The organism is Leclercia sp. LTM14 (assembly GCF_023736175.1).
In the GTDB taxonomy this organism is placed as follows: Bacteria; Pseudomonadota; Gammaproteobacteria; order Enterobacterales; family Enterobacteriaceae; genus Enterobacter; species Enterobacter barmai.
In genome coordinates this window covers 1-20,192 of sequence record NZ_JAIKTT010000008.1, presented here as the reverse complement: position 1 = coordinate 20,192, position 20,192 = coordinate 1, and the positions used below count along the sequence as shown (strand labels likewise).

General features: G+C 57.7%; 17 protein-coding genes, 3 tRNA genes and 2 pseudogenes. 11 read left to right on the top strand and 11 right to left on the bottom strand.

The genetic code is table 11. The features are described 5' to 3' along the window. The first annotated feature begins 237 nt into the window (after positions 1-237). On the top strand, positions 238-1,251 hold the full coding sequence (locus K5I40_RS15935) for a LacI family DNA-binding transcriptional regulator (protein ID WP_223074762.1): 1,014 nt from the start codon (positions 238-240) through the stop codon (positions 1,249-1,251). A gap of 1 nt (position 1,252) precedes the next feature. Here K5I40_RS15935 and K5I40_RS15930 read toward each other — a convergent pair whose 3' ends face one another. The 4 genes from K5I40_RS15930 to norV all read right to left on the bottom strand — a co-directional run bounded on the left by K5I40_RS15930 (position 1,253) and on the right by norV (position 5,919). Then, a complete protein-coding gene (locus K5I40_RS15930) occupies positions 1,253-2,902 on the bottom strand; it encodes an SgrR family transcriptional regulator (RefSeq protein WP_223074763.1) in 1,650 nt (549 codons plus the stop codon). Positions 2,903-3,033: 131 nt separating this feature from the next. Then, the gene (locus K5I40_RS15925) at positions 3,034-3,186 is read right to left on the bottom strand and encodes a hypothetical protein (protein WP_171029969.1); all 153 of its coding nucleotides are present in this window, start codon (positions 3,184-3,186) and stop codon (positions 3,034-3,036) included. 166 nt (positions 3,187-3,352) lie between these two features. Beyond that, positions 3,353-4,486, bottom strand: coding sequence for an NADH:flavorubredoxin reductase NorW (gene norW, locus K5I40_RS15920; RefSeq protein ID WP_223074764.1), 1,134 nt, complete (start codon positions 4,484-4,486; stop codon positions 3,353-3,355). Further along, on the bottom strand, positions 4,483-5,919 hold the full coding sequence (gene norV, locus K5I40_RS15915) for an anaerobic nitric oxide reductase flavorubredoxin (protein ID WP_223074765.1): 1,437 nt from the start codon (positions 5,917-5,919) through the stop codon (positions 4,483-4,485). Before norV ends, norW begins: the two co-directional genes overlap by 4 nt. A 189-nt stretch (positions 5,920-6,108) precedes the next feature. Between norV and norR the strand changes: the two genes are divergently transcribed. Beyond that, on the top strand, positions 6,109-7,623 hold the full coding sequence (norR, locus tag K5I40_RS15910) for a nitric oxide reductase transcriptional regulator NorR (RefSeq protein WP_223074766.1): 1,515 nt from the start codon (positions 6,109-6,111) through the stop codon (positions 7,621-7,623). On the opposite strand, the pseudogene gutQ reads toward norR, so the two are convergent. From gutQ to srlA, 7 genes and pseudogenes are all read right to left on the bottom strand, one after another. Then, positions 7,620-8,584: pseudogene (gutQ, locus tag K5I40_RS15905) on the bottom strand (arabinose-5-phosphate isomerase GutQ). The gene norR and the pseudogene gutQ overlap by 4 nt on opposite strands. Continuing rightward, positions 8,577-9,350 (bottom strand): DNA-binding transcriptional repressor, encoded by a 774-nt coding sequence (locus K5I40_RS15900; protein ID WP_039029976.1) that lies wholly within the window; start codon positions 9,348-9,350, stop codon positions 8,577-8,579. Before K5I40_RS15900 ends, gutQ begins: the two are co-directional and overlap by 8 nt. Before the next feature lie 63 nt (positions 9,351-9,413). Continuing rightward, positions 9,414-9,773 carry a transcriptional regulator GutM gene (gutM, locus tag K5I40_RS15895; protein ID WP_039029977.1) on the bottom strand — a complete coding sequence of 120 codons (360 nt, stop codon included), beginning with the start codon at positions 9,771-9,773 and terminating at the stop codon, positions 9,414-9,416. A gap of 104 nt (positions 9,774-9,877) precedes the next feature. Then, positions 9,878-10,657, bottom strand: a complete 780-nt coding sequence (gene srlD, locus K5I40_RS15890; protein WP_223074767.1) for a sorbitol-6-phosphate dehydrogenase — start codon at positions 10,655-10,657, stop codon at positions 9,878-9,880. A 14-nt stretch (positions 10,658-10,671) separates the two neighbouring features. Continuing rightward, positions 10,672-11,034 (bottom strand): PTS glucitol/sorbitol transporter subunit IIA, encoded by a 363-nt coding sequence (gene srlB / locus K5I40_RS15885; RefSeq protein WP_223074768.1) that lies wholly within the window; start codon positions 11,032-11,034, stop codon positions 10,672-10,674. A 12-nt stretch (positions 11,035-11,046) separates the two neighbouring features. After that, the gene (locus K5I40_RS15880; protein ID WP_223074769.1) at positions 11,047-12,006 is read right to left on the bottom strand and encodes a PTS glucitol/sorbitol transporter subunit IIB; all 960 of its coding nucleotides are present in this window, start codon (positions 12,004-12,006) and stop codon (positions 11,047-11,049) included. Next, complete coding sequence (gene srlA / locus K5I40_RS15875) at positions 12,003-12,566, bottom strand: PTS glucitol/sorbitol transporter subunit IIC (RefSeq protein ID WP_039029981.1); 564 nt, start codon at positions 12,564-12,566, stop codon at positions 12,003-12,005. Before srlA ends, K5I40_RS15880 begins: the two co-directional genes overlap by 4 nt. Before the next feature lie 267 nt (positions 12,567-12,833). Here srlA and mltB point away from each other — a divergent pair, with 267 nt between their 5' ends. From mltB to K5I40_RS15830, 9 genes and pseudogenes are all read left to right on the top strand, one after another. After that, positions 12,834-13,925 carry a lytic murein transglycosylase B gene (gene mltB, locus K5I40_RS15870; RefSeq protein WP_171029970.1) on the top strand — a complete coding sequence of 364 codons (1,092 nt, stop codon included), beginning with the start codon at positions 12,834-12,836 and terminating at the stop codon, positions 13,923-13,925. Between the two features lie 159 nt (positions 13,926-14,084). Beyond that, the gene (gene pncC / locus K5I40_RS15865) at positions 14,085-14,582 is read left to right on the top strand and encodes a nicotinamide-nucleotide amidase (protein ID WP_139563510.1); all 498 of its coding nucleotides are present in this window, start codon (positions 14,085-14,087) and stop codon (positions 14,580-14,582) included. An 87-nt stretch (positions 14,583-14,669) separates the two neighbouring features. After that, a complete protein-coding gene (recA, locus tag K5I40_RS15860; protein ID WP_039029984.1) occupies positions 14,670-15,728 on the top strand; it encodes a recombinase RecA in 1,059 nt (352 codons plus the stop codon). Positions 15,729-15,795: 67 nt separating this feature from the next. Continuing rightward, on the top strand, positions 15,796-16,296 hold the full coding sequence (gene recX / locus K5I40_RS15855; protein ID WP_138370578.1) for a recombination regulator RecX: 501 nt from the start codon (positions 15,796-15,798) through the stop codon (positions 16,294-16,296). A 131-nt stretch (positions 16,297-16,427) separates the two neighbouring features. After that, positions 16,428-19,054: pseudogene (gene alaS / locus K5I40_RS15850) on the top strand (alanine--tRNA ligase). 241 nt (positions 19,055-19,295) lie between these two features. After that, positions 19,296-19,481 (top strand): carbon storage regulator CsrA, encoded by a 186-nt coding sequence (csrA, locus tag K5I40_RS15845; protein WP_000906486.1) that lies wholly within the window; start codon positions 19,296-19,298, stop codon positions 19,479-19,481. 342 nt (positions 19,482-19,823) lie between these two features. Further along, positions 19,824-19,916 (top strand) — tRNA-Ser (locus tag K5I40_RS15840). A 4-nt stretch (positions 19,917-19,920) separates the two neighbouring features. After that, positions 19,921-19,997: transfer RNA gene (locus K5I40_RS15835), tRNA-Arg, on the top strand. 64 nt (positions 19,998-20,061) lie between these two features. Then, a tRNA-Arg gene (locus K5I40_RS15830) sits at positions 20,062-20,138 on the top strand. The last annotated feature ends 54 nt before the right edge of the window (positions 20,139-20,192 follow it).

The window sequence follows — 20,192 nt, the reverse complement described above, 5'->3', positions numbered from 1 at the left end:
TATCCTGTTTTATCAGTAAGGTACGTCTTCATCGGGGTGAGCGATGAAACTTATATAGGAAACCGGTTCCACAAAATCATGAAGAGTTTCATGTGATCAAACAAGATCACGTTTTAGCCATTTTTTAGATTCGTGACGGCGATCACCTGTGACGTTAAAAAGCCTGCGATCGACGCTGCGACAATTTTCACGCGGTGCAGTACACTGCCGCTCATCAGATTCAGACGGAACAGATGCATGACCACGATGCTGGAAGTGGCGAAGCGGGCAGGGGTCTCGAAGGCGACGGTTTCCCGGGTGCTTTCGGGCAATGGCTACGTGAGCCAGGAGACAAAAGACAGGGTTTTTCAGGCGATTGAAGAGAGCGGCTACCGGCCCAACTTGCTGGCGCGCAACCTGGCGACCAAAAGCACGCAGACCCTCGGGCTGGTGGTGACCAACACCCTCTACCACGGGGTCTATTTCAGCGAACTGCTGTTCCACGCGGCGCGAATGACCGAGGAAAAAGGGCGTCAGCTGATCCTCGCCGACGGCAAGCACAGCGCCGATGAAGAGCGGGCCGCGATCCAGTATCTGCTGGATATGCGCTGCGATGCGATCATCATCTATCCGCGTTTTCTCAGCGTCGATGAGATGGACGAGATCATCCAGAAGCACGAGCAGCCGGTGATCGTGCTCAACCGTCGTCTGCGCAAAAACAGCAGCCACTGCGTCTGGTCAGATCATAAAGCATCCAGCCAGGCGGCGGTATCAACCCTTATCGAACAGGGCCATCGCGATATCGCGTTTATTACCGGATCGCTGGATTCCCCCACCGGGATTGAACGTCTTTCCGGCTACAAAGACGCCCTTGCTGCGCACCGTATTCCCCTGCGCGAATCGCTGATTGTCGAAGGCAAATGGAACCCGGCCAGCGGCGCGGCTGGCGTGGCGACGCTGCTGGCGCGCGGCGAGCGCTTTAGCGCGCTGGTGGCGAGTAACGACGATATGGCGATTGGCGCCATCAAGCAGCTTCACGACAGCGGGGTTGCCGTACCGGAAGCGGTATCGGTAATAGGTTTCGATGACATTGCGATGGCGCCGTACATCGTGCCGTCGCTCTCCAGCGTGCGCGTGCCGGTGACCGAGATGGTGAAAGAGACCATCAGCCGTCTGATCTTTATGCTCGATGGCGGGGACTTCACCTTCCGCCAGACCTTCGCCGGAGAGCTGATCCTGCGGGATTCCGCCATCCCCGGTCCGCACCGCTGATCTACAGGGCGGCCGGGGGCAGCCAGGCGCGGGTAAAGTCGAGCCAGCCGCCCGCGGTCAGCACCATATCCTGCACGTTTTCCAGGGCGTTGATCCGGTAGCGATAGTGGAACAGCGGCGTGCAGCGGCCTTCCGCCAGCAGGCGCTGGAAAAAGGGCGTCAGGTGCGCGTCAAACTGCGCTTCGCTGTGGCTGTGTTGCATCAGGCGCGCTTTCTCCTGCTGCCAGCGATCCTCCCCAAGCGCCGTAGCCCAGGCCGGCTCATAGATAAACCACTCCGCCAGCGCAAACCCGGCCATCCCGGTCGCCAGATGATCCCCCAGCAGCAGATCGGCATCCGCCAGCGTATCGGGGGCATACCAGCCGTCACGATCTTTCCAGTCGGTGTGCAGCTCGCAGCCGCGCTGATGCAGCTGAACCCGCCACTTCTCTGCCAGTTCGCGCAACTCCGGCGTGCTATAGCACACCAGCGTCAAATGGGGCGGCAGCACGATATCGGGTCCGGCTTGCAGGTCGGGAACCTGCAAGCCGGGAAGAATTTCGGTCTGCGTCTCAAGATCTTCTCGCCAGTCGAAGCACTGCTGGTTGATGGTCAGCAGGCTCTGGCGCAGCCAGGCGGCAAGCGCGGCGGGCAGCTTTGCATTCACCATCAACCACGCAAATCCACCGCTGGTGGAGGTGACCGCTTCCTGCGGGGCGTTGCCTTTACCCACCGTTATCCATGCCGGTTTATCGGTCGCCATGCCGGTACGCCAGAACTCAATGGCGTGCAGCAGCGGGTGGCCGGCAAAGTACCAGGGCTGGCGCTCGAGGCGCAGAAAATGCGAGTGGTGGCGGGCAATGGCGAACGGCCCGGCACCCACCTCAGGCTGTCGGGGATGCGGCAGACGGCAGACAGGATGCGCCAGGCGATGGGCCAGCAGGGCATCCGGCGCATGCAGGTAAACCGCCAGACACCAGGGGGCGGCGAGGGTGACCGCGTCGATATGCAGTAATCCGCTGCTGCGGGCCGGATCGCCCAAAAGCTGCTGGACCGCGCTCAGGATGTCGTCATCGCTGACCGGCTGGCCGTTATGCCAGTGCGCGCCGCTGCGCAGGTAAAAATGCCAGCGCAGGCCGTCGTCAGAGCAGGCCCAGTGGTGCGCCAGGTCGGCTACCGGCTGCGCCTGGCCCGGTTCATAGCGGGTTAGTCCGGCGTGGACCGCGCAGATGATATGTTGCTCGGCGCGCCGTCGGTGAAGAGCCGGATGCAGCGAGGTGAGCGGGCGATACCAGGGAATGCGAAGCGTCGGCTGGTGCTTGAGCCATTTTCCGCCGAGAAACGGGGTGATGATGTGGTGCAGGCTGGCCGGATCGCCGTCCGCCAGCTGTAATGCGCTTTGATAATCGCCTTTCTCCAGGCAGGCATGCATCAGCGGGGCGCTGAGTTCGCTGGTGGTGACCAGACAGTGCAGGGTGGCGCGATGCCCGCGCCCCGCCTGGGCGCGCCAGCTTAGCCAGCCGCTTTCGGCCAGCTGGCGCAGCAGCGTGCGGGCGTGGCGTTCGCTGCACAGCGCCACCTCGGCCACTTCGGCGAGGGTGGTGAGCTCAGGCTCTGCGCCGTAGTGCTGATACAGCCGTTGATACTGACGGATCTTCTGGAGCTGGCGCATGGCGGCATCCCTGACAATGGCGTTGCGAAGAGTGTAGGGTTTTTTGCGGGATAATAAACAGTGCGGTTTGTTTTGCCGGGTGGCGGCTACGCCTTACCCGGCCTACAAAACCTTTGGTTCATGCAAGGCAATCAACGCTTGCTGACCGGCATCATAAGCTCGCGCAGGCGCTCAACGCGCGCTTCCGGGCTGAGATACAGCCAGCGAAATAAAATAGGTTCATGTTGCTTTACCTGCCTGAACCAGGCAGCGAGATAATTTATTTCTTTGGTGAAGTTGGCCATTTGTGTGGTCTCCGGCTAAGGAATACCGCTACAGCGTAGGCCCGAAAACAGGATTAAAACAGGACGCGGTTTTACAGCTGTTCCGCATTAAAAAAGCCCCGGGCACCGGGGCTGCAAATTGCAAAGACTGACAAGCATACAACGAGAAAGAGCAAGAGTTTGAGGGTTAAACCGGTAATGCTTTCAGAAGGGCGAAGGCCTCCTTCATGCGATCTTCACTGACCACAAAGGCGCGTAAATTGCCCTCGCTGTCGGCGCCTTTCGCCACCATTCCCTGCGCTTCGATGGCTAGCTGCCAGTTCAAATCCTGACGCTGGGTTTCGCCCGCCAGATGCAGCGGGAGTTCCGGCGTTTTGACCTTCACCAGCATGGCGGGCAGTTTCAGCGGCGTGTTGCCCCCGAGCAGGTTCTTCGCCAGATACATAGCGCTTAACTGGATCGGCTGCAGGAACGGCAGCACCTGACCGTTAATTTCGGCGCAGTCGCCCAGGGCATAGACGTCCGGCTGGGTGGTTTGCAGATAGCTGTCGACCTTCACCCCGCGGTTTGTTTCGGCCCCCGCGCGCTGGGCCAGCGCCGTTTCCGGACGCAGGCCGGTGGCGGCAATCACCACATCCACCTCAATGCAGCGGTCGCGGTCCAGCAGGGCGCAGATTCTGTTATCGGTTTGGGTCAGGCTTTGCAGTTGCGATTTCAACAGCAGATGCACGCCCATATCGGTCAGCCGATGTTGTAAGCGACTGCTCACTTCGGCTGGCATCAGCGCCGACAGAATGCTGGCGGAGTGGTCAACCAGGGTGACCGCTTTCCCGGCCCGGCAAAAATCCATCGCCAGTTCGCTGCCGATAAGCCCCGCGCCGACAATCATCACGCGCTGTGCGTCACGCAGGGTGGTTTCACAGGCCCGGTACTCCATCTGGCTGTTCAGGGTCAGCATCAGCTCGCGACCGGGAACGGGCGGCACAAAGGCCGAAGCCCCGGTGGCCAGAACCAGTTTGTCATAGGACCACTGGTTATCTTTGCCTTTCACCACGTGCGCTGCGGCATCGATGTCGGTGACCCAGGTATACGGGAACAGGCGCAGATTGAACTGTTCGGCAAACTCCCCCGCCGTCTGGCGGGTGAGGTCGTCGGCATGCTGGCTCTGGCTGATAACGTGGCTTAAGTCTGGCTTGTTGTACTCATCCATACTGTCCGCGGCGATCAGCGTCAGCGGAACGTTCTCATCCTGTTTACGGATATTTTTCACCAGCTGGCGGGCGGCGAAGCCCGAGCCGATAATCACGATCCCGTGGCTCATTTTGCCTCCGTTGCCAGTTCGTCAAAGACGTCTTTACCGAGGGAACATTCCGGGCACAGGAAGTTATCCGGTACCTCGCTCCACGGCGTGCCTGGCTGGACATCCTGCATGGGCTCGCCGGTTGCCGGATCGTAGATCCACTGGCAGACGCTGCACTGCATGCGCGGGCCAAGATCCGCAGCGGCGGCACAGGCGCTCTGAGCTGGTGTAGCCTGGCGGGTCGCTTCCGGCAGTGGAGCGAGCGCCCACTGACGTGCAATGTCGCGGCCATGCTGGCGGCAGACTTCCAGCGCATCCAGATCCGGACGCCACTTCGCCTTCAGGCTCATGGACATCTCAAAACCGGCGTCCTGCAGACGGGTGGAAAGACGGTCTACCGCGCCACCGCTCCAGCCGTGGGAGCCGAAGGCGCTGGCGCGTTTGTTACGAAAGCGCAGGCCGGTCATCTCTTCAACCAGGCCAGCGATTTTCGGCATCATCACGTTGTTCATAGTGGACGTCCCCACCAGCACGCCTTTGGAGCGGAAGACGTTGGTCAGAATGTCGTTCTTGTCGCTGCGGGCCACGTTGAAGATCTTCACCGCCACGTTCGGGTCAACTTCGTTGATGCCCTGGGCAATGGCGTCGGCCATCATGCGGGTGTTGTTCGACATGGTGTCGTAGAAAATGGTGATGCGATCTTCCTGATAGTCCGCCGCCCATTTCAGGTACAGCTCGACGATCTGGGTTGGGTTGTCGCGCCATACCACCCCGTGGGAGGTAGCAATCATATCCACCGGCAGGTTAAAGCCGAGGATTTCGGTAATTTTTGGCGTGACCAGACGGCTGAACGGGGTCAGGATATTGGCGTAGTAGCGCTGGCACTGCTCGAACAGTTCGGCCTGATCCACTTCGTCATTGAACAGACGCTCGTCGCAGTAGTGCTGGCCGAAGGCGTCGTTACTGAACAGCACCGCATCGCCGGTCATGTAGGTCATCATGCTGTCCGGCCAGTGCAGCATCGGGGTTTCAACGAAGATCAGCTGTTTGCCGTTGCCGATATCCAGTGAGTCGCCGGTTTTTACCACGTTGAAATTCCACTCCGGGTGATGATGATGACCGGTGATGGAGTCGATGGCGTTAGCGGTGCAGTAGATTGGGGTGTCCGGGATGCAGGACATCAGTTCGGTCAGCGCCCCGGCGTGGTCTTCTTCCGCATGGTTAATGATGATGTAGTCGATATCGGCCAGGTCGATTTCGCTGCGCAGGTTCTGCACGAACTCACGGCTGAATTTATGATCGACGGTATCGATCAGGACGTTTTTGTCTTCCCGGATGAGATAGCTGTTGTAGCTGCTGCCGCGCAGCGTTTTGTATTCCGTCCCGTGAAAATCACGAACTTCCCAGTCACGTTGACCCACCCAATGAATATTATTTTTAACCAGAATAGACATAGCAACCTCAACTTAATACAGCGAAATTAAACGAAAGATGTAAGGGTAATTGCAGGTTGCGTGCCAGTTTTTTAACTCATTAATTCATAACGCTTTTAAAAATAATACCGCTTTAAGGGTAGTCAATTTGACTATCTCTGATACAGTCAATATGACATTATGCATTGTCAAAATGACAGTGAGGCGAGAATGAGTTTTTCTGTAGAGGTGCTGGCGAAAATCGCCATTGAATTACAGAGCGGAATCGGTCATCAGGATCGCTTTCAGCGGCTGATCTCCACCCTGCGCCACGTACTGGATTGCGATGCCTCGGCGCTGCTGCGCTATGAAGGGCGGCAGTTTATCCCGCTGGCCATCGACGGGCTGGCGCAGGACGTGCTGGGGCGGCGCTTTACCCTTGAGGGCCATCCCCGGCTGGAGACCATCGCCCGCGCCGGGGACGTGGTGCGTTTCCCGGCCGACAGCGACCTGCCCGATCCTTACGATGGCCTGATCCCCGGCCAGGAGAGCCTGAAAGTGCACGCCTGTATCGGCCTGCCGCTGTTTGCCGGGCAGAACCTGATCGGTGCCCTGACCCTCGACGGCATGTCGCCGGACCAGTTCGACACCTTCAGCGATGAAGAGCTCAGGCTGATTGCCGCCCTGGCCGCCGGGGCGCTGAATAATGCCCTGCTGATTGAACAGCTGGAGAGCCAGAACAGCCTCTCCACCCGCCCGGCGGGATTTGAACCGGTGAAAAGCACCGAGATGATCGGCCTGTCGCCGGGCATGGTGAGCCTGAAAAAAGAGATTGAGATCGTTGCCGCCTCTGACCTCAACGTGCTGATCGAGGGCGAAACCGGCACCGGTAAAGAGCTGGTGGCCAAAGCCATTCACGAGGCCTCTCCCCGGGCGGTGAATCCGCTGGTCTATCTCAACTGCGCCGCGCTGCCGGAGAGCGTGGCGGAGAGCGAGCTGTTTGGCCACGTCAAAGGGGCCTTTACCGGCGCCATCAGCAACCGCAGCGGCAAGTTTGAAATGGCCGATAACGGCACGCTGTTCCTTGATGAGATTGGCGAGCTGTCCCTGGCATTGCAGGCCAAGCTGCTGCGCGTGCTGCAATATGGCGATATCCAGCGGGTAGGGGATGACCGAAGCCTGCGGGTTGACGTGCGGGTGCTGGCCGCCACCAACCGCGATCTGCGCGAAGAGGTGCTGGCCGGGAACTTCCGCGCCGACCTGTACCACCGTCTGAGCGTGTTTCCGCTTTCGGTGCCGCCGCTGCGCGAACGTGGCGAAGATGTGGTCCTGCTGGCGGGCTATTTCTGCGAGCAGTGCCGGCTGCGGATGGGATTATCCCGGGTGGTGCTGAGCCCGGGGGCCCGCGCGCATCTGCTGAGCTACGGCTGGCCGGGCAACGTACGCGAGCTGGAACATGCCATTCACCGGGCGGTAGTGCTGGCCCGGGCGGCGCGGGCAGGGGATGAAGTGGTGATCCACGCCCGGCATTTTGCCCTGCATGATGAGAGCACGCCCGTGACGATGACTGAAACGCCGGTGATTGCGAACCAGAACCTGCGCGAAGCGACGGAGGAATTTCAGCGTCAGATGATCGCCCGGACGCTGGATCAGAACAGCCGCAGCTGGGCGGCGAGCGCGCGGGCGCTGGAGACAGACGTCGCCAACCTGCACCGGCTGGCTAAACGTCTGGGTCTGAAGGGCTAGAGAATGCCTGCCTGGTAGAAATCCTGCAGGTTAATGGCGCCGCACAGGCGGCCATTGCCGTCCACTACCGGCGCGGCGGTGATCTTGCGCTTCATCAGCTGCTCTTTGGCTTCGATGGCGCGGCTTTCGGCGTTCAGCGTCAGGCCGCCGGTGGTCATGGCGCTGCTGACCGCAATCTCCAGCTTGCCGCCGCCCACCAGCCAGCGGCGCAGGTCGCCGTCGGTGAAGACCCCTTTAACCTGCTGGTCGTCATCGCAGACCGCCACCAGCCCCAGCCCGGTACGGCTCAGCTCCAGCATCGCATCCATCACGCTGGTGTTGAGTTTCACCTGCGGGATGGCCTCGTCGGTACGCATCAGGTGATGCACCTTATTCAGCAGACGCGCCCCAAGCGCCCCGGCCGGTGAGAGCGGGCAAAGTCCTCTTCATTAAAGCCTCGCGCCTGCATGACCGCCATCGCCAGCGCATCGCCCATCATCAGGGTATTGACGGTGCTGGAGGTCGGGGCGAGGTGCATCGGGCAGGCTTCGCGCTCAACCGAAATATCCAGCGTGGCTTTGGCGGCCAGCGCCAGCGGCGAGCGGGATTTGCCGGTCATCGCCAGCAGCGCCACCGATTTTTCCTGCAGACGGGGGAGGATCAGATCCAGCTCTTTTGCCGAGCCGGAGTAGGAGATAAACAGCAGCACGTCGCGGCTTTCGATCATCCCCAGATCGCCGTGCAGCGCTTCAGCGGGATGAACAAAAAAGGATGGCGTGCCGGTGCTCGCCAGCGTGGCGGCAATCTTCTTGCCGATATGTCCGGATTTACCGATGCCCGAGACAATCACTTTCCCTTCGCACTGAATAATGGTGTTGGCCGCGCGCACAAACTCCTCGCCCAGACGGTCCGGCAGGCGGCTGGCTTCCTGCAGTTCCAGCAGTAAGGTCTGGCGACCCGCGTTTAACAGAAAATCACTCATCTCTCTCTCCGGTTACAATCACGTCGATTCCTTTCTCTTCCAGCGCTTTTTTGAACGCCGGATCGATACCCGCGTCGGTGATCAGCTTATCGACGCTCTCCAGGCTACAGACAATATTCGGGCTTTTACGGCCAAACTTCGACGAGTCCGCCATCAGGATCACCTCCCGGGCGGCGTTGCACATCGCTTTACTGACGCTGAACACTTCGTTGAAGGTCGTCACGCCCGCGTTCAGATCGATACCGTCGGTACCCATAAACAGCCGGTCGAAGCTGAAATGATCGAAGGCGTTTTCAGCCAGCTGGCCGTGAAACGAGGCGGATTTTTTACGGAAGGTGCCGCCGGGCATCAGGATGGTCTGTTCGTTATCGAATTCAGACAGGGCGTTGACGATATGCAGGCTGTTGGTCATTACCGTGATGTTATTAAAGCGGCTCAGCATCGGCACCATCTGCAGGACCGTACTGCCTGCATCGAGGATAATCGAGTCGCCGTCGTGGATAAATTTTACCGCGGCGTCGGCGATCAACGCTTTTTGATGGGTGTTGATCAGCGTTTTGTGATCGATAGGCGGGTCGGCCTCGTCTTTATTCAGCACCACGCCGCCATAGGTGCGGATCACCGCCCCGGAATTTTCCAGAATCACCAGGTCCTTGCGGATCGTGGTGCCGGTGGTGTCAAAGTAGTGGGCCAGATCCTCAACCGAGCACTTTCCCTGTTTTTGCAGATGGTCGAGTATGGCCGCCTGCCGCTGGCGGGGTTTCATAGGCGTTGAATTCCTCAGGTTGCGAAATGATAATTTCGCAAGCTTATAACGTTCACAACGAAATTATCCATGTTTCAATTTAAGCGCTAATGATAGTGCATCCTGGCAGAGTGAATCATTGGGAAAGATCACATCGGGCTCTAATTCCTGCCACGACATGCCGTTGATTGCCTGGATTTTAGTCGGACGGGCAAAGACCGTCATCCCGCGCATGATCAGGGAGTCGCAGACGTTGTTGTTTTCATCCAGCGCGATGGCGACGATAACCCGGGGTTTGAAGCGTCCGCCGGAACGCCCGACGCCCACGCGACCACGCTGGCACAGCGCGTCAAACGCGCGGTTAAAGCGGTGGATTTGCCAGCCGCCGAGTGCCAGCTGGCCGAGCCAGGCGATAACGGCGACGGTAATCAGAGTAGTGACCATGTGTAGCTCCTGTGGAATTGCCGGGTGGCGGCTGCGCCTTACCCGGCCTACGGTTGGCTTCTCCAGGCCCGGTAAGCGAAGCGCCACCGGGCGTTTATGCACAATCAGAACATCACCTGCCCGCCGGTGACATTTATCGACTGCCCGGTGCAATAAGATGCTTTCGGGCTGGCGTAAAACAGCAGCATATTCAACACGTCCTGGTAGTCGCACCCGCGCTTCAGTGGCACTTTATCGATGTAATACTGCTCCACCTGATCCTCATTAATGCCCAGTTTGGTCGCGTACTGCGGCAGCAGGGACTGGAACATCGGCGATTTCAGCAGGTTGCCGAGCATCAGCGAATGCACGGTGATGCCGTACTCCGCCAGATCCAGCGCCAGGGACTGCGTCAGCCCCACGCCGCCGAACTTGGCCGCGCTGTAGCCGGAGTTGTGCTTGCTGCCCACTTTGCCGGATTTGGAGTTGATCTGAATGATGCGCCCGGCAATGCCGTCGCGGATCATCAGGCGCGAGAACTCCCGGGCGCAGAGGAAATAGCCCACCAGGTTCACCTGCAACGAGCGGTCGAAATCCCCCAGCTCCACGTCGCTGATAAACGCCGCTTTGGCGATTCCGGCGCTGTAGACCAGCAGGTCGGTGCGACCAAAAATCTCGTCCACGCCGCGGGCGAGGGCCAGCACGCTCTGCTCGCTGGTGGCGTCTGCGCCAAAGCCCCAGGCCATCCCCTGACCGAACTCGGTGTTGATGGCGTCCGCCACGCGGGCGGCTTTTTCACTCTGAATATCGACAACCGCCACGCGGTAACCTTCTGCGGCAAGCCCACGGCAGAGGAACTCGCCTAAGGTTTGTCCTCCACCAATGACAACGGCAACCTGACTCATATTTCTCTCCTTAATTACGCAACAAACTTTAATGTGCAGCCTGGGGTAACAGCCTGCGGAACCGGGCCATCCACGTGAACCGTCCCGGGATATTCCGCCTGCGGCTGGCCGTCAAAACGCAGGGTGATGTGGCCCAGCTCGCGCAGGTTCTGTTCGGCCACGTCGCCGACGGCGGTCACGGCATAGCGCGTCTCACCCAGCTCCAGATGGCTACCGGCCTTGAGCTCGCCGTTCATCTCGCCGTGGCAATGGATAAAGCAAAACTCTTCGATATCTGCCGGGGCCCCTTCACGGAAGGTAATCAGCATCTGGTCGCAGAGCGCATCCGGGGCGCTCTGGCCGATACGGGTAATGGTGGTCTGGTAAATCACGCTCATCACATAAACCTCTTATTGATAAATAAAGCCGGAGACGAACCAGGCAATCAGCACCGTTGGCGCGCCGGTCAGGAAGCGGCTCACCAGCACCGAAGGCACGCCGACGCGTACGGTGTCCTGGCGCGCTTCGGCCAGCGACAGTCCCACCGGGATAAAATCGCAGGCTGCCTGGGCATTAATGGCAAACAGCGCGGGCAGGGCGAGGTGCGGGGGAATATTGCCGAGCCCGATCTGCACGCCAATCAGCACGCCAATCACCTGAGCGATGACCGCGCCGGGGCCGAGGAACGGCGACAGCAGCGGGAAGGAGCAGATCAGCGCCAGGGTCACCAGCCCGAGTGGATGGCTGGCCAGCGGGGCCAGGCCGTGGGCGATCCAGTCCCCAAGGCCGGAAGCCATGATGATGCCGATCAGCGCCGAGACGAAGGCCATGAACGGCAGGATGGTTTTCAGCACCGTATCGATGGTGTCGCGCCCGGACTGGAACAGCACGGCAACCGCGGAGCCCATGCCCATGCCTACTTTTGCCAGCAGGCCGTCGCTCTGCTCGGTGATCTTCTTGCTGGTGTCGTATTCCCGCGGCGCGCTCTTTTTCGCCGCAGCGGTGTCGTTCACCCGCGTGATGTTCTCTTCCTTCACGCCCGAGACGTAAATGTCCTCCAGAATATGTTGCGCCAGCGGGCCGGATTTGCCCGTCGAATGAATATTGACGGTGGGGATGCGCCGTTTCGGGTAGATGCCGCAGCGCAGGGTGCCACCGCAGTCGATCACCGCCACGCCGATCTCCGCTTCCGGCGGCTCGCCCTCCTTAAAGCCGTCCACCGCTTCCCAGCCGGTGAGTTCGCGCAGCTTGTCGACAATGGCCGGGCGGGTGCCCGCAGTGATATAGACGATCTTTTTCTCGCCGCTGGCGTCGAGCTCCAGCGGGCCGCCCCAGCCGCCAACGCCTTTTTCAATCCGGATACGGGTCATGCTGTGGCTCCCTTAAGCTGGACGTTTTGTTCAAGCTGGATGCCCATTTTCTTTTCGAAAATGGCGGTCGTGAGATCGGTCACCCAGCCGCGGAAGAAGTTGGTCACCAGGCCGACCAGCAGGTAGCTTACCGCCAGCGGGCCGAGCGGCAGGCCGAGGGTGGTCAGGCCGCTGGCGATCCCCAGATAGACGAACAGCTCGCCGGGGTTGATGTGCGGAAAAAGACCGTTCATCGAGTGGCAGCTGTAGGATGCCGCCGCGTAGTAGCTCGGTTTGTAGCGCTCGGGCATAAAGCGTCCGAGGCTCAGGGTCATGGGGTTGCAGAACACAAAGGTGCCAATGCAGGGCAGCAGCAGATAGCGGGACACGGGATTCCCGGCGCAGCGCTGGGCCAGCTTTTCGATCCGGTGCTGGCCGATAAAGTTGATTAGCGCATTCATGATCACCAGCAGGCTGATGAGCAGCGGCAGAATGCCGGTGACCATGCTGGTAAAGACCTCGCCACCTTTCTGAAACAGCCCGATAAACCACTCGGCGCCGTGGGTGATGGTTTCTATCATTGTTTTCTCCTGTAGGGTGAGTTCTCTCTGGCGGAGTAATAATAATCACTTTGAAAGGTTTTGAAGTGTTAAACAGATCTCACAATGAAAGAAAAATGGATTATTTTGAAAGATAATGGGCGAGGCGAGGGTTGCATGGTTCAGAAGAGAACGAATTTGCCTTTAAGCGCGTAAAGATTTTGCCGGGTACGCGTGCGCCCCTTCCTTGAGGCATCCCGGATGCTTTACCATACTTGCCACTTATCGAATTCGTTGAATGGATGTGTCATGTTTAAGCGTCGTTACGCAGCGCTACTCCCTGCGCTTATCCTGCTCTCTGCCTGCAGTAGTAAACCGAAGTCCGAAGAGGTTCAGCAAACGGCGGGAGCGCCTTCCGGCGGCTTCCTGCTGGAACCCCAGCATAACGTGATGCAGATGGGGGGCGACTTTGCCAACAACCCTGCGGCGGAACAGTTCATCGACAAAATGGTGAGCAAGCACGGGTTTAATAAAGCCCAGCTGCAGGAGATCCTCTCCCAGGCGAAACGTCTGGACTATGTGCTGCGACTGATGGATCGTCAGGCGCCGACCACCCAGCCCCCGGCCGGGCCGAACGGAGCGTGGCTGCGCTATCGCAACCAGTTTATTACTCCGGACAACGTGCAAAACGGCGTGGCGTTCTGGAATCAGTATCAGGATGCGCTGACCCGCGCCCAACAGGTTTACGGCGTGCCGCCGGAGATCATCGTCGGAATTATCGGCGTGGAGACCCGCTGGGGCCGGGTGATGGGCAAAACCCGCATTCTCGATGCGCTGGCGACCCTCTCCTTTAACTACCCGCGTCGCGCGGAGTACTTCTCCTCCGAGCTGGAGACCTTCCTGCTGATGGCGCGCGACGAGCAGGACGATCCGCTGGATCTGAAAGGCTCCTTTGCCGGTGCGATGGGCTACGGCCAGTTTATGCCGTCCTCTTATAAGCAGTACGCGGTTGATTTCAACGGGGACGGTCACATCAACCTGTGGGATCCTGAAGATGCGATTGGCAGCGTTGCCAACTACTTCAAAGGCCACGGCTGGACGCAGGGCGAGCCGGTAGCCATCCTCGCAAACGGCCAGGCGCCGGGTCTGGAGAACGGCTTCAAAACCAGCTACAGCGCGGCACAGCTTACCGCCGCCGGGTTAACGCCACAGCAGCCGCTGAATGGCAATCAAAAGGTCAGCCTGCTGCGTCTGGATATTGGTACCGGGTATCAGTACTGGTACGGTCTGCCAAACTTCTACACCATCACCCGCTACAACCACAGTACGCACTATGCGATGGCGGTCTGGCAGCTGGGGCTCGCGGTATCCCAGGCGCGGGCGTCATCCCCGTTCAGTTAAGGGATAAAAAAGTGAGTGGCTCATGCCACTCACTTTTAAACTTCAGCACATTGGCAGGTTATTTTTTCTGAAGCCCCCTCGTAAAACCTCCACCTCATCCTCATATCTACAGACTAAAGTGCTATCTTGTGCTGCATGTTTTTCAGGAGCCAAAACGACATGACTGACCATGAATTGATGCAGCTCAGTGAGCGGGTAGGGCAGGCGCTGAAACAGCGCGGCGCAACGGTAACGACGGCTGAGTCCTGTACCGGCGGCTGGGTGGCGAAAGTCATCACCGATATTGCGGGCAGCTCCGCCTGGTTTGAACGCGGATTTGTCACCTACAGTAATGAAGCAAAAGCGCAAATGATTGGGGTTCGCGAGCCCACGCTTATCGAACATGGCGCGGTCAGTGAACCGGTGGTCATCGAGATGGCGATTGGCGCGTTACGTGCTGCTCGTGCGGATTATGCTATTTCTGTTAGTGGTATCGCCGGGCCGGACGGTGGCAGTGCGGAAAAGCCTGTCGGGACGGTCTGGTTTGGCTTTGCGACCGCGCAGGGCGAGGGGATTACCCGCCGGGAGTGCTTCAGCGGCGACCGGGAAAGCGTGCGCCGTCAGGCAACAGAATATGCGTTAAAAACGCTCTGGCAACAATTTCTACAAAACACTTGATACTGTATGAGCATACAGTATAATTGCCCCAACAGAACAGAAATCCACGGTGAAGCGCAGTTGTTTCACCCGGCATGAGAGGAAAAAATGGCTATCGACGAAAACAAACAGAAAGCGTTGGCGGCAGCACTGGGCCAGATCGAAAAGCAATTCGGTAAAGGTTCCATCATGCGCCTGGGTGAAGATCGTTCCATGGATGTAGAAACTATCTCCACCGGTTCGCTTTCTCTGGATATTGCACTGGGTGCTGGCGGCCTGCCTATGGGTCGTATCGTAGAGATCTACGGGCCAGAATCCTCCGGTAAAACTACCCTGACTTTACAGGTTGTGGCTGCTGCACAGCGTGAAGGTAAAACCTGTGCCTTTATCGATGCCGAGCACGCGCTGGACCCGGTCTACGCACGTAAGCTGGGTGTGGATATCGACAACCTGCTGTGTTCCCAGCCGGATACGGGCGAGCAGGCGCTGGAAATCTGTGACGCACTGGCACGCTCTGGCGCCGTTGACGTAATCATCGTCGACTCCGTTGCAGCGCTGACCCCGAAAGCAGAAATCGAAGGCGAAATCGGCGACTCTCACATGGGCCTCGCGGCACGTATGATGAGCCAGGCGATGCGTAAGCTGGCCGGTAACCTGAAGCAGTCCAACACGCTGCTGATCTTCATCAACCAGATCCGTATGAAGATTGGTGTGATGTTCGGTAACCCGGAAACCACCACCGGTGGTAACGCGCTGAAGTTCTATGCCTCTGTGCGTCTGGATATCCGCCGTATCGGTGCCGTGAAAGACGGTGAGAACGTGGTGGGTAGCGAAACCCGCGTGAAGGTTGTGAAGAACAAAATCGCTGCGCCGTTTAAACAGGCTGAATTCCAGATCCTCTACGGTGAAGGTATCAACTTCTACGGTGAGCTGGTTGACCTCGGCGTGAAAGAGAAGCTGATTGAGAAAGCGGGCGCCTGGTACAGCTACAACGGCGACAAAATTGGTCAGGGTAAAGCGAATGCTATCTCCTGGCTGAAAGAGAACCCGGCAGCAGCCAAAGAGATCGAGAAGAAAGTACGCGATCTGCTGCTGGGCAATCAGGACTCTAAACCGCAGTTCGCGGTTGATGGTCAGGACGTTGAAGAAACCAACGAAGATTTCTGATAATCGAGTGTAATAAAAAGGTCGCTTAATGCGGCCTTTTTGCTTTTTGACTGCAGCAGGTTTATCTATGAATGAATCCCCGGCACGTCGTCCTGCCTATAACCGCCTGCTGGATCGGGCGGTACGCATTCTTGCCGTCCGTGACCACAGCGAACAGGAGCTTCGTCGCAAACTCTCCGCGCCCGTTATGAGCAAAAACGGACCCGAAGCCATCGATGCGACGGAAGAAGATTACGACAAGGTGATCGCCTGGTGCTATGAACATGGCTATCTGGACGATATCCGCTTCGTCTCACGCTTTATTGCCAGCCGTAGCCGCAAGGGCTATGGCCCGGCACGTATCCGCCAGGAGCTAAATCAAAAAGGTATCGCGCGCGAAACCAGCGAAAAGGCGATGCGTGAATGCGAAATTGACTGGTGTGAACTGGCGCGGGAACAGGCGGTGCGGAAGTACGGCGAACCGCTGCCGCGTGAGTTTTCAGAAAAAGTTAAAATCCAGCGCTTTTTGCTCTACCGCGGGTATCTTATGGAAGATATTCAGGAGATCTGGCGTAATTTTACTGATTGAACGCATGCGGGATTTTACTTCCCTCTAAAGAAAACTTATCTTATTCCCACTTTTTCCAGTAGCTGGTCCGTCCAACAAAGGTTGTGTAGTGGCCCGCTGTGACATTTCGTTAGCTTGATTTCAGGATAATTATGAGCAAGAGCACCGCTGAGATCCGACAGGCGTTTCTCGATTTTTCCATAGTAAGGGACATCAGGTTGTTGCCAGCAGCTCCCTGGTACCGAACAACGATCCAACTTTACTGTTTACCAACGCCGGGATGAACCAGTTCAAGGATGTTTTCCTTGGTCTCGATAAGCGTAATTATTCCCGCGCGACCACCTCCCAGCGTTGCGTACGTGCGGGTGGTAAACACAACGATCTGGAAAACGTCGGTTATACCGCGCGTCACCACACCTTCTTCGAGATGCTGGGTAACTTCAGCTTCGGCGACTATTTCAAAAATGACGCAATCCAGTACGCATGGGAACTGCTGACCGGTGAAAACTGGTTCAACCTGCCGAAAGAGCGTCTGTGGGTTACCGTCTACGAAACCGACGATGAAGCCTATGAAATCTGGGAAAAAGAAGTCGGTATTCCGCGCGAACGTATTATTCGTATCGGCGATAACAAAGGCGCACCTTACGCCTCTGACAACTTCTGGCAGATGGGCGACACCGGTCCATGCGGTCCATGTACCGAAATCTTCTACGATCATGGCGATCACATCTGGGGCGGCCCTCCGGGTAGCGCAGAAGAAGATGGCGACCGCTATATCGAGATCTGGAACATCGTCTTCATGCAGTTCAACCGTCAGATCGACGGCACCATGGAGCCGCTGCCGAAGCCATCCGTCGATACCGGTATGGGTCTGGAGCGTATTGCCGCAGTACTGCAGCACGTTAACTCCAACTACGACATCGATCTGTTCAGCACCCTGATTAAGTCCGTTGCCGAAGTGACTGGCGCGACCGATCTGAGCAACAAATCCCTGCGCGTTATTGCCGACCATATCCGCTCCTGTGCCTTCCTGATCGCTGACGGCGTGATCCCATCGAATGAAAACCGTGGCTACGTGCTGCGCCGCATCATTCGTCGCGCGATCCGTCACGGCAACATGCTGGGCGCGAAAGACACCTTCTTCTATAAGCTGGTGGGTCCGCTGGTTGACGTCATGGGCGCTGCCGGTGAAGAGCTGAAACGCCAGCAGGCGCAGGTTGAGCAGGTTCTGAAAACCGAAGAAGAGCAGTTTGCCCGTACGCTGGAGCGTGGTCTGACTCTGCTGGACGACGAACTGTCTAAGCTTAAAGGCGACACCCTGGATGGCGAAACCGCCTTCCGTCTGTACGACACCTATGGCTTCCCGGTTGACCTGACGGCAGACGTTTGCCGCGAGCGCAACATCAAAGTTGACGAAGCGGGCTTCGAAGCCGCAATGGAAGAACAGCGCCGCCGCGCGCGTGAGTCCAGCGGTTTTGGTGCCGACTACAACGCGATGATCCGCGTTGATGGCAGCAGCGAATTCGAAGGCTATGAGCATCTGGAAACCAACGGCACAGTGACTGCCCTGTTTGTTGACGGCAAAGCCGTGGACAGCATCAGCGCGGGCCAGACTGCCGTTGTGGTTCTGGATAAGACCCCGTTCTACGCTGAATCTGGCGGTCAGGTTGGCGATAAAGGCGAGCTGAAAGGCAATGGCTTCAGCTTTGCGGTCAGCGACACGCAAAAATACGGTCAGGCGATTGGTCACCAGGGTACCCTGGCATCTGGCGAACTGAAAGTGGGCGAGGGCGTTCAGGCTATCGTTGACGAAGCGCGCCGCGCACGTATTCGTCTTAACCACTCCGCGACGCACCTGATGCACGCCGCGCTGCGCCAGGTTCTGGGCACGCACGTTGCGCAGAAAGGCTCGCTGGTGAATGACAAAGTGCTGCGTTTCGACTTCTCGCATTTTGAAGCGATGAAACCGTCTGAAATCCGTGCGGTGGAAGATCTGGTCAATGCCCAGATCCGCCGTAACCTGCCTATCGAAACCAACATCATGGATCTCGACGCGGCAAAAGATAAAGGCGCAATGGCGCTGTTCGGCGAGAAGTATGACGAACGTGTACGCGTGCTGAGTATGGGTGATTTCTCCACCGAACTTTGTGGTGGTACCCACGCCAGCCGTACGGGCGACATCGGTCTGTTCCGTATTCTGTCCGAATCCGGTACAGCGGCAGGCGTTCGTCGTATCGAAGCGGTCACCGGTGAAGGCGCGATTGCCAGCCTGCATGCCGAGAGCGATCAGCTGCACGACATCGCTCAGCTGCTGAAGGGCGACAGCCAGAACCTGGGCGAGAAAGTGCGCAGCGTAATGGAACGCACCCGTCTGCTGGAAAAAGAGCTGCAGCAGCTGAAAGAGCAGGCTGCGGTTGCCGAGAGCGCAAACCTCTCCAGCAAAGCGGTTGAAATTAAAGGCGTTAAGCTGCTGGTCAGCGAACTGGCGGGCGTTGAGCCGAAAATGCTTCGTACCATGGTCGACGATCTGAAGAACCAGCTCGGTTCAACGGTTATCGTTCTGGCAACGGTAGCGGAAGGTAAGGTTTCTCTGATTGCGGGCGTATCTAAGGACGTGAGCGACCGTGTGAAAGCAGGGGAACTGATTGGTATGGTCGCCCAGCAAGTGGGTGGCAAAGGTGGTGGTCGTCCAGACATGGCGCAAGCCGGCGGTACGGACGCAGCAGCCCTCCCGGCAGCACTAGCCAGTGTAGAAAGCTGGGTAAGTTCGAAACTGTAATAACTACAAAGCGTACTCAGACGCCATAACGACGACGTTATGGCGTACTGCGCTCTACGCTATCGATAATGATAAAGTCAGGTTGAGTTTGTGTATATCGGCTAAACTTACGTTTAACAGATTGTGATGCCGTGACTACCTACACATTACGTGTTTGTCATCGCTTACTTTTTGGCGTTATATGATGGATAATGCCGGGATACAAGAGACCCGACTCTTTTAATCTTTCAAGGAGCAAAGAATGCTGATTCTGACTCGTCGAGTTGGTGAGACCCTCATGATTGGGGATGAGGTCACCGTGACAGTTTTAGGGGTGAAGGGCAACCAGGTACGTATTGGTGTGAACGCCCCTAAGGAAGTCTCTGTTCATCGTGAAGAGATCTACCAGCGTATCCAGGCTGAAAAATCCCAGCAGTCCAGTTACTGATATTATCGCGTCTCGCTGTCTGGCGAGACGCAACCCTCCTGTCATTCTCCCTTCTTAAAGTTACCGTTTTGTTTCGTTCGCTCTGTTTTTAACCACTCCCAACGCTTTTACTTCGGCAAAATCCATCTTTCTTCATGTAGAAGAGTGCAGAAAGAAGCGCAAAATCCGTTTATAAAACACCCTCTTTGCGGGTTTTACATGCGAATTGCCTGTGATTTGTGCAAACGATAAAAGCTTGTGGAAAATTGTTTGACTTATAAGTCCCAGAAAGTAATATATGCGCCACGCAGCGACGAGAAGCTCTTAACGAGTTACTCGAAGCACTCGAAAGAGGCGTTGTGTGGTGAGGTGGCCGAGAGGCTGAAGGCGCTCCCCTGCTAAGGGAGTATGCGGTCAAAAGCTGCATCCGGGGTTCGAATCCCCGCCTCACCGCCATTTTGCATCCGTAGCTCAGCTGGATAGAGTACTCGGCTACGAACCGAGCGGTCGGAGGTTCGAATCCTCCCGGATGCACCATCTATTACTTCATATTGCTTTAGAAGTGATATGAATATCGAGCAGTACAGTAGTAAATCCCGATGCATCCGTAGCTCAGCTGGATAGAGTACTCGGCTACGAACCGAGCGGTCGGAGGTTCGAATCCTCCCGGATGCACCATTTACTATTCCTGAAAGCAGTATCCTGATGCATCCGTAGCTCAGCTGGATAGAG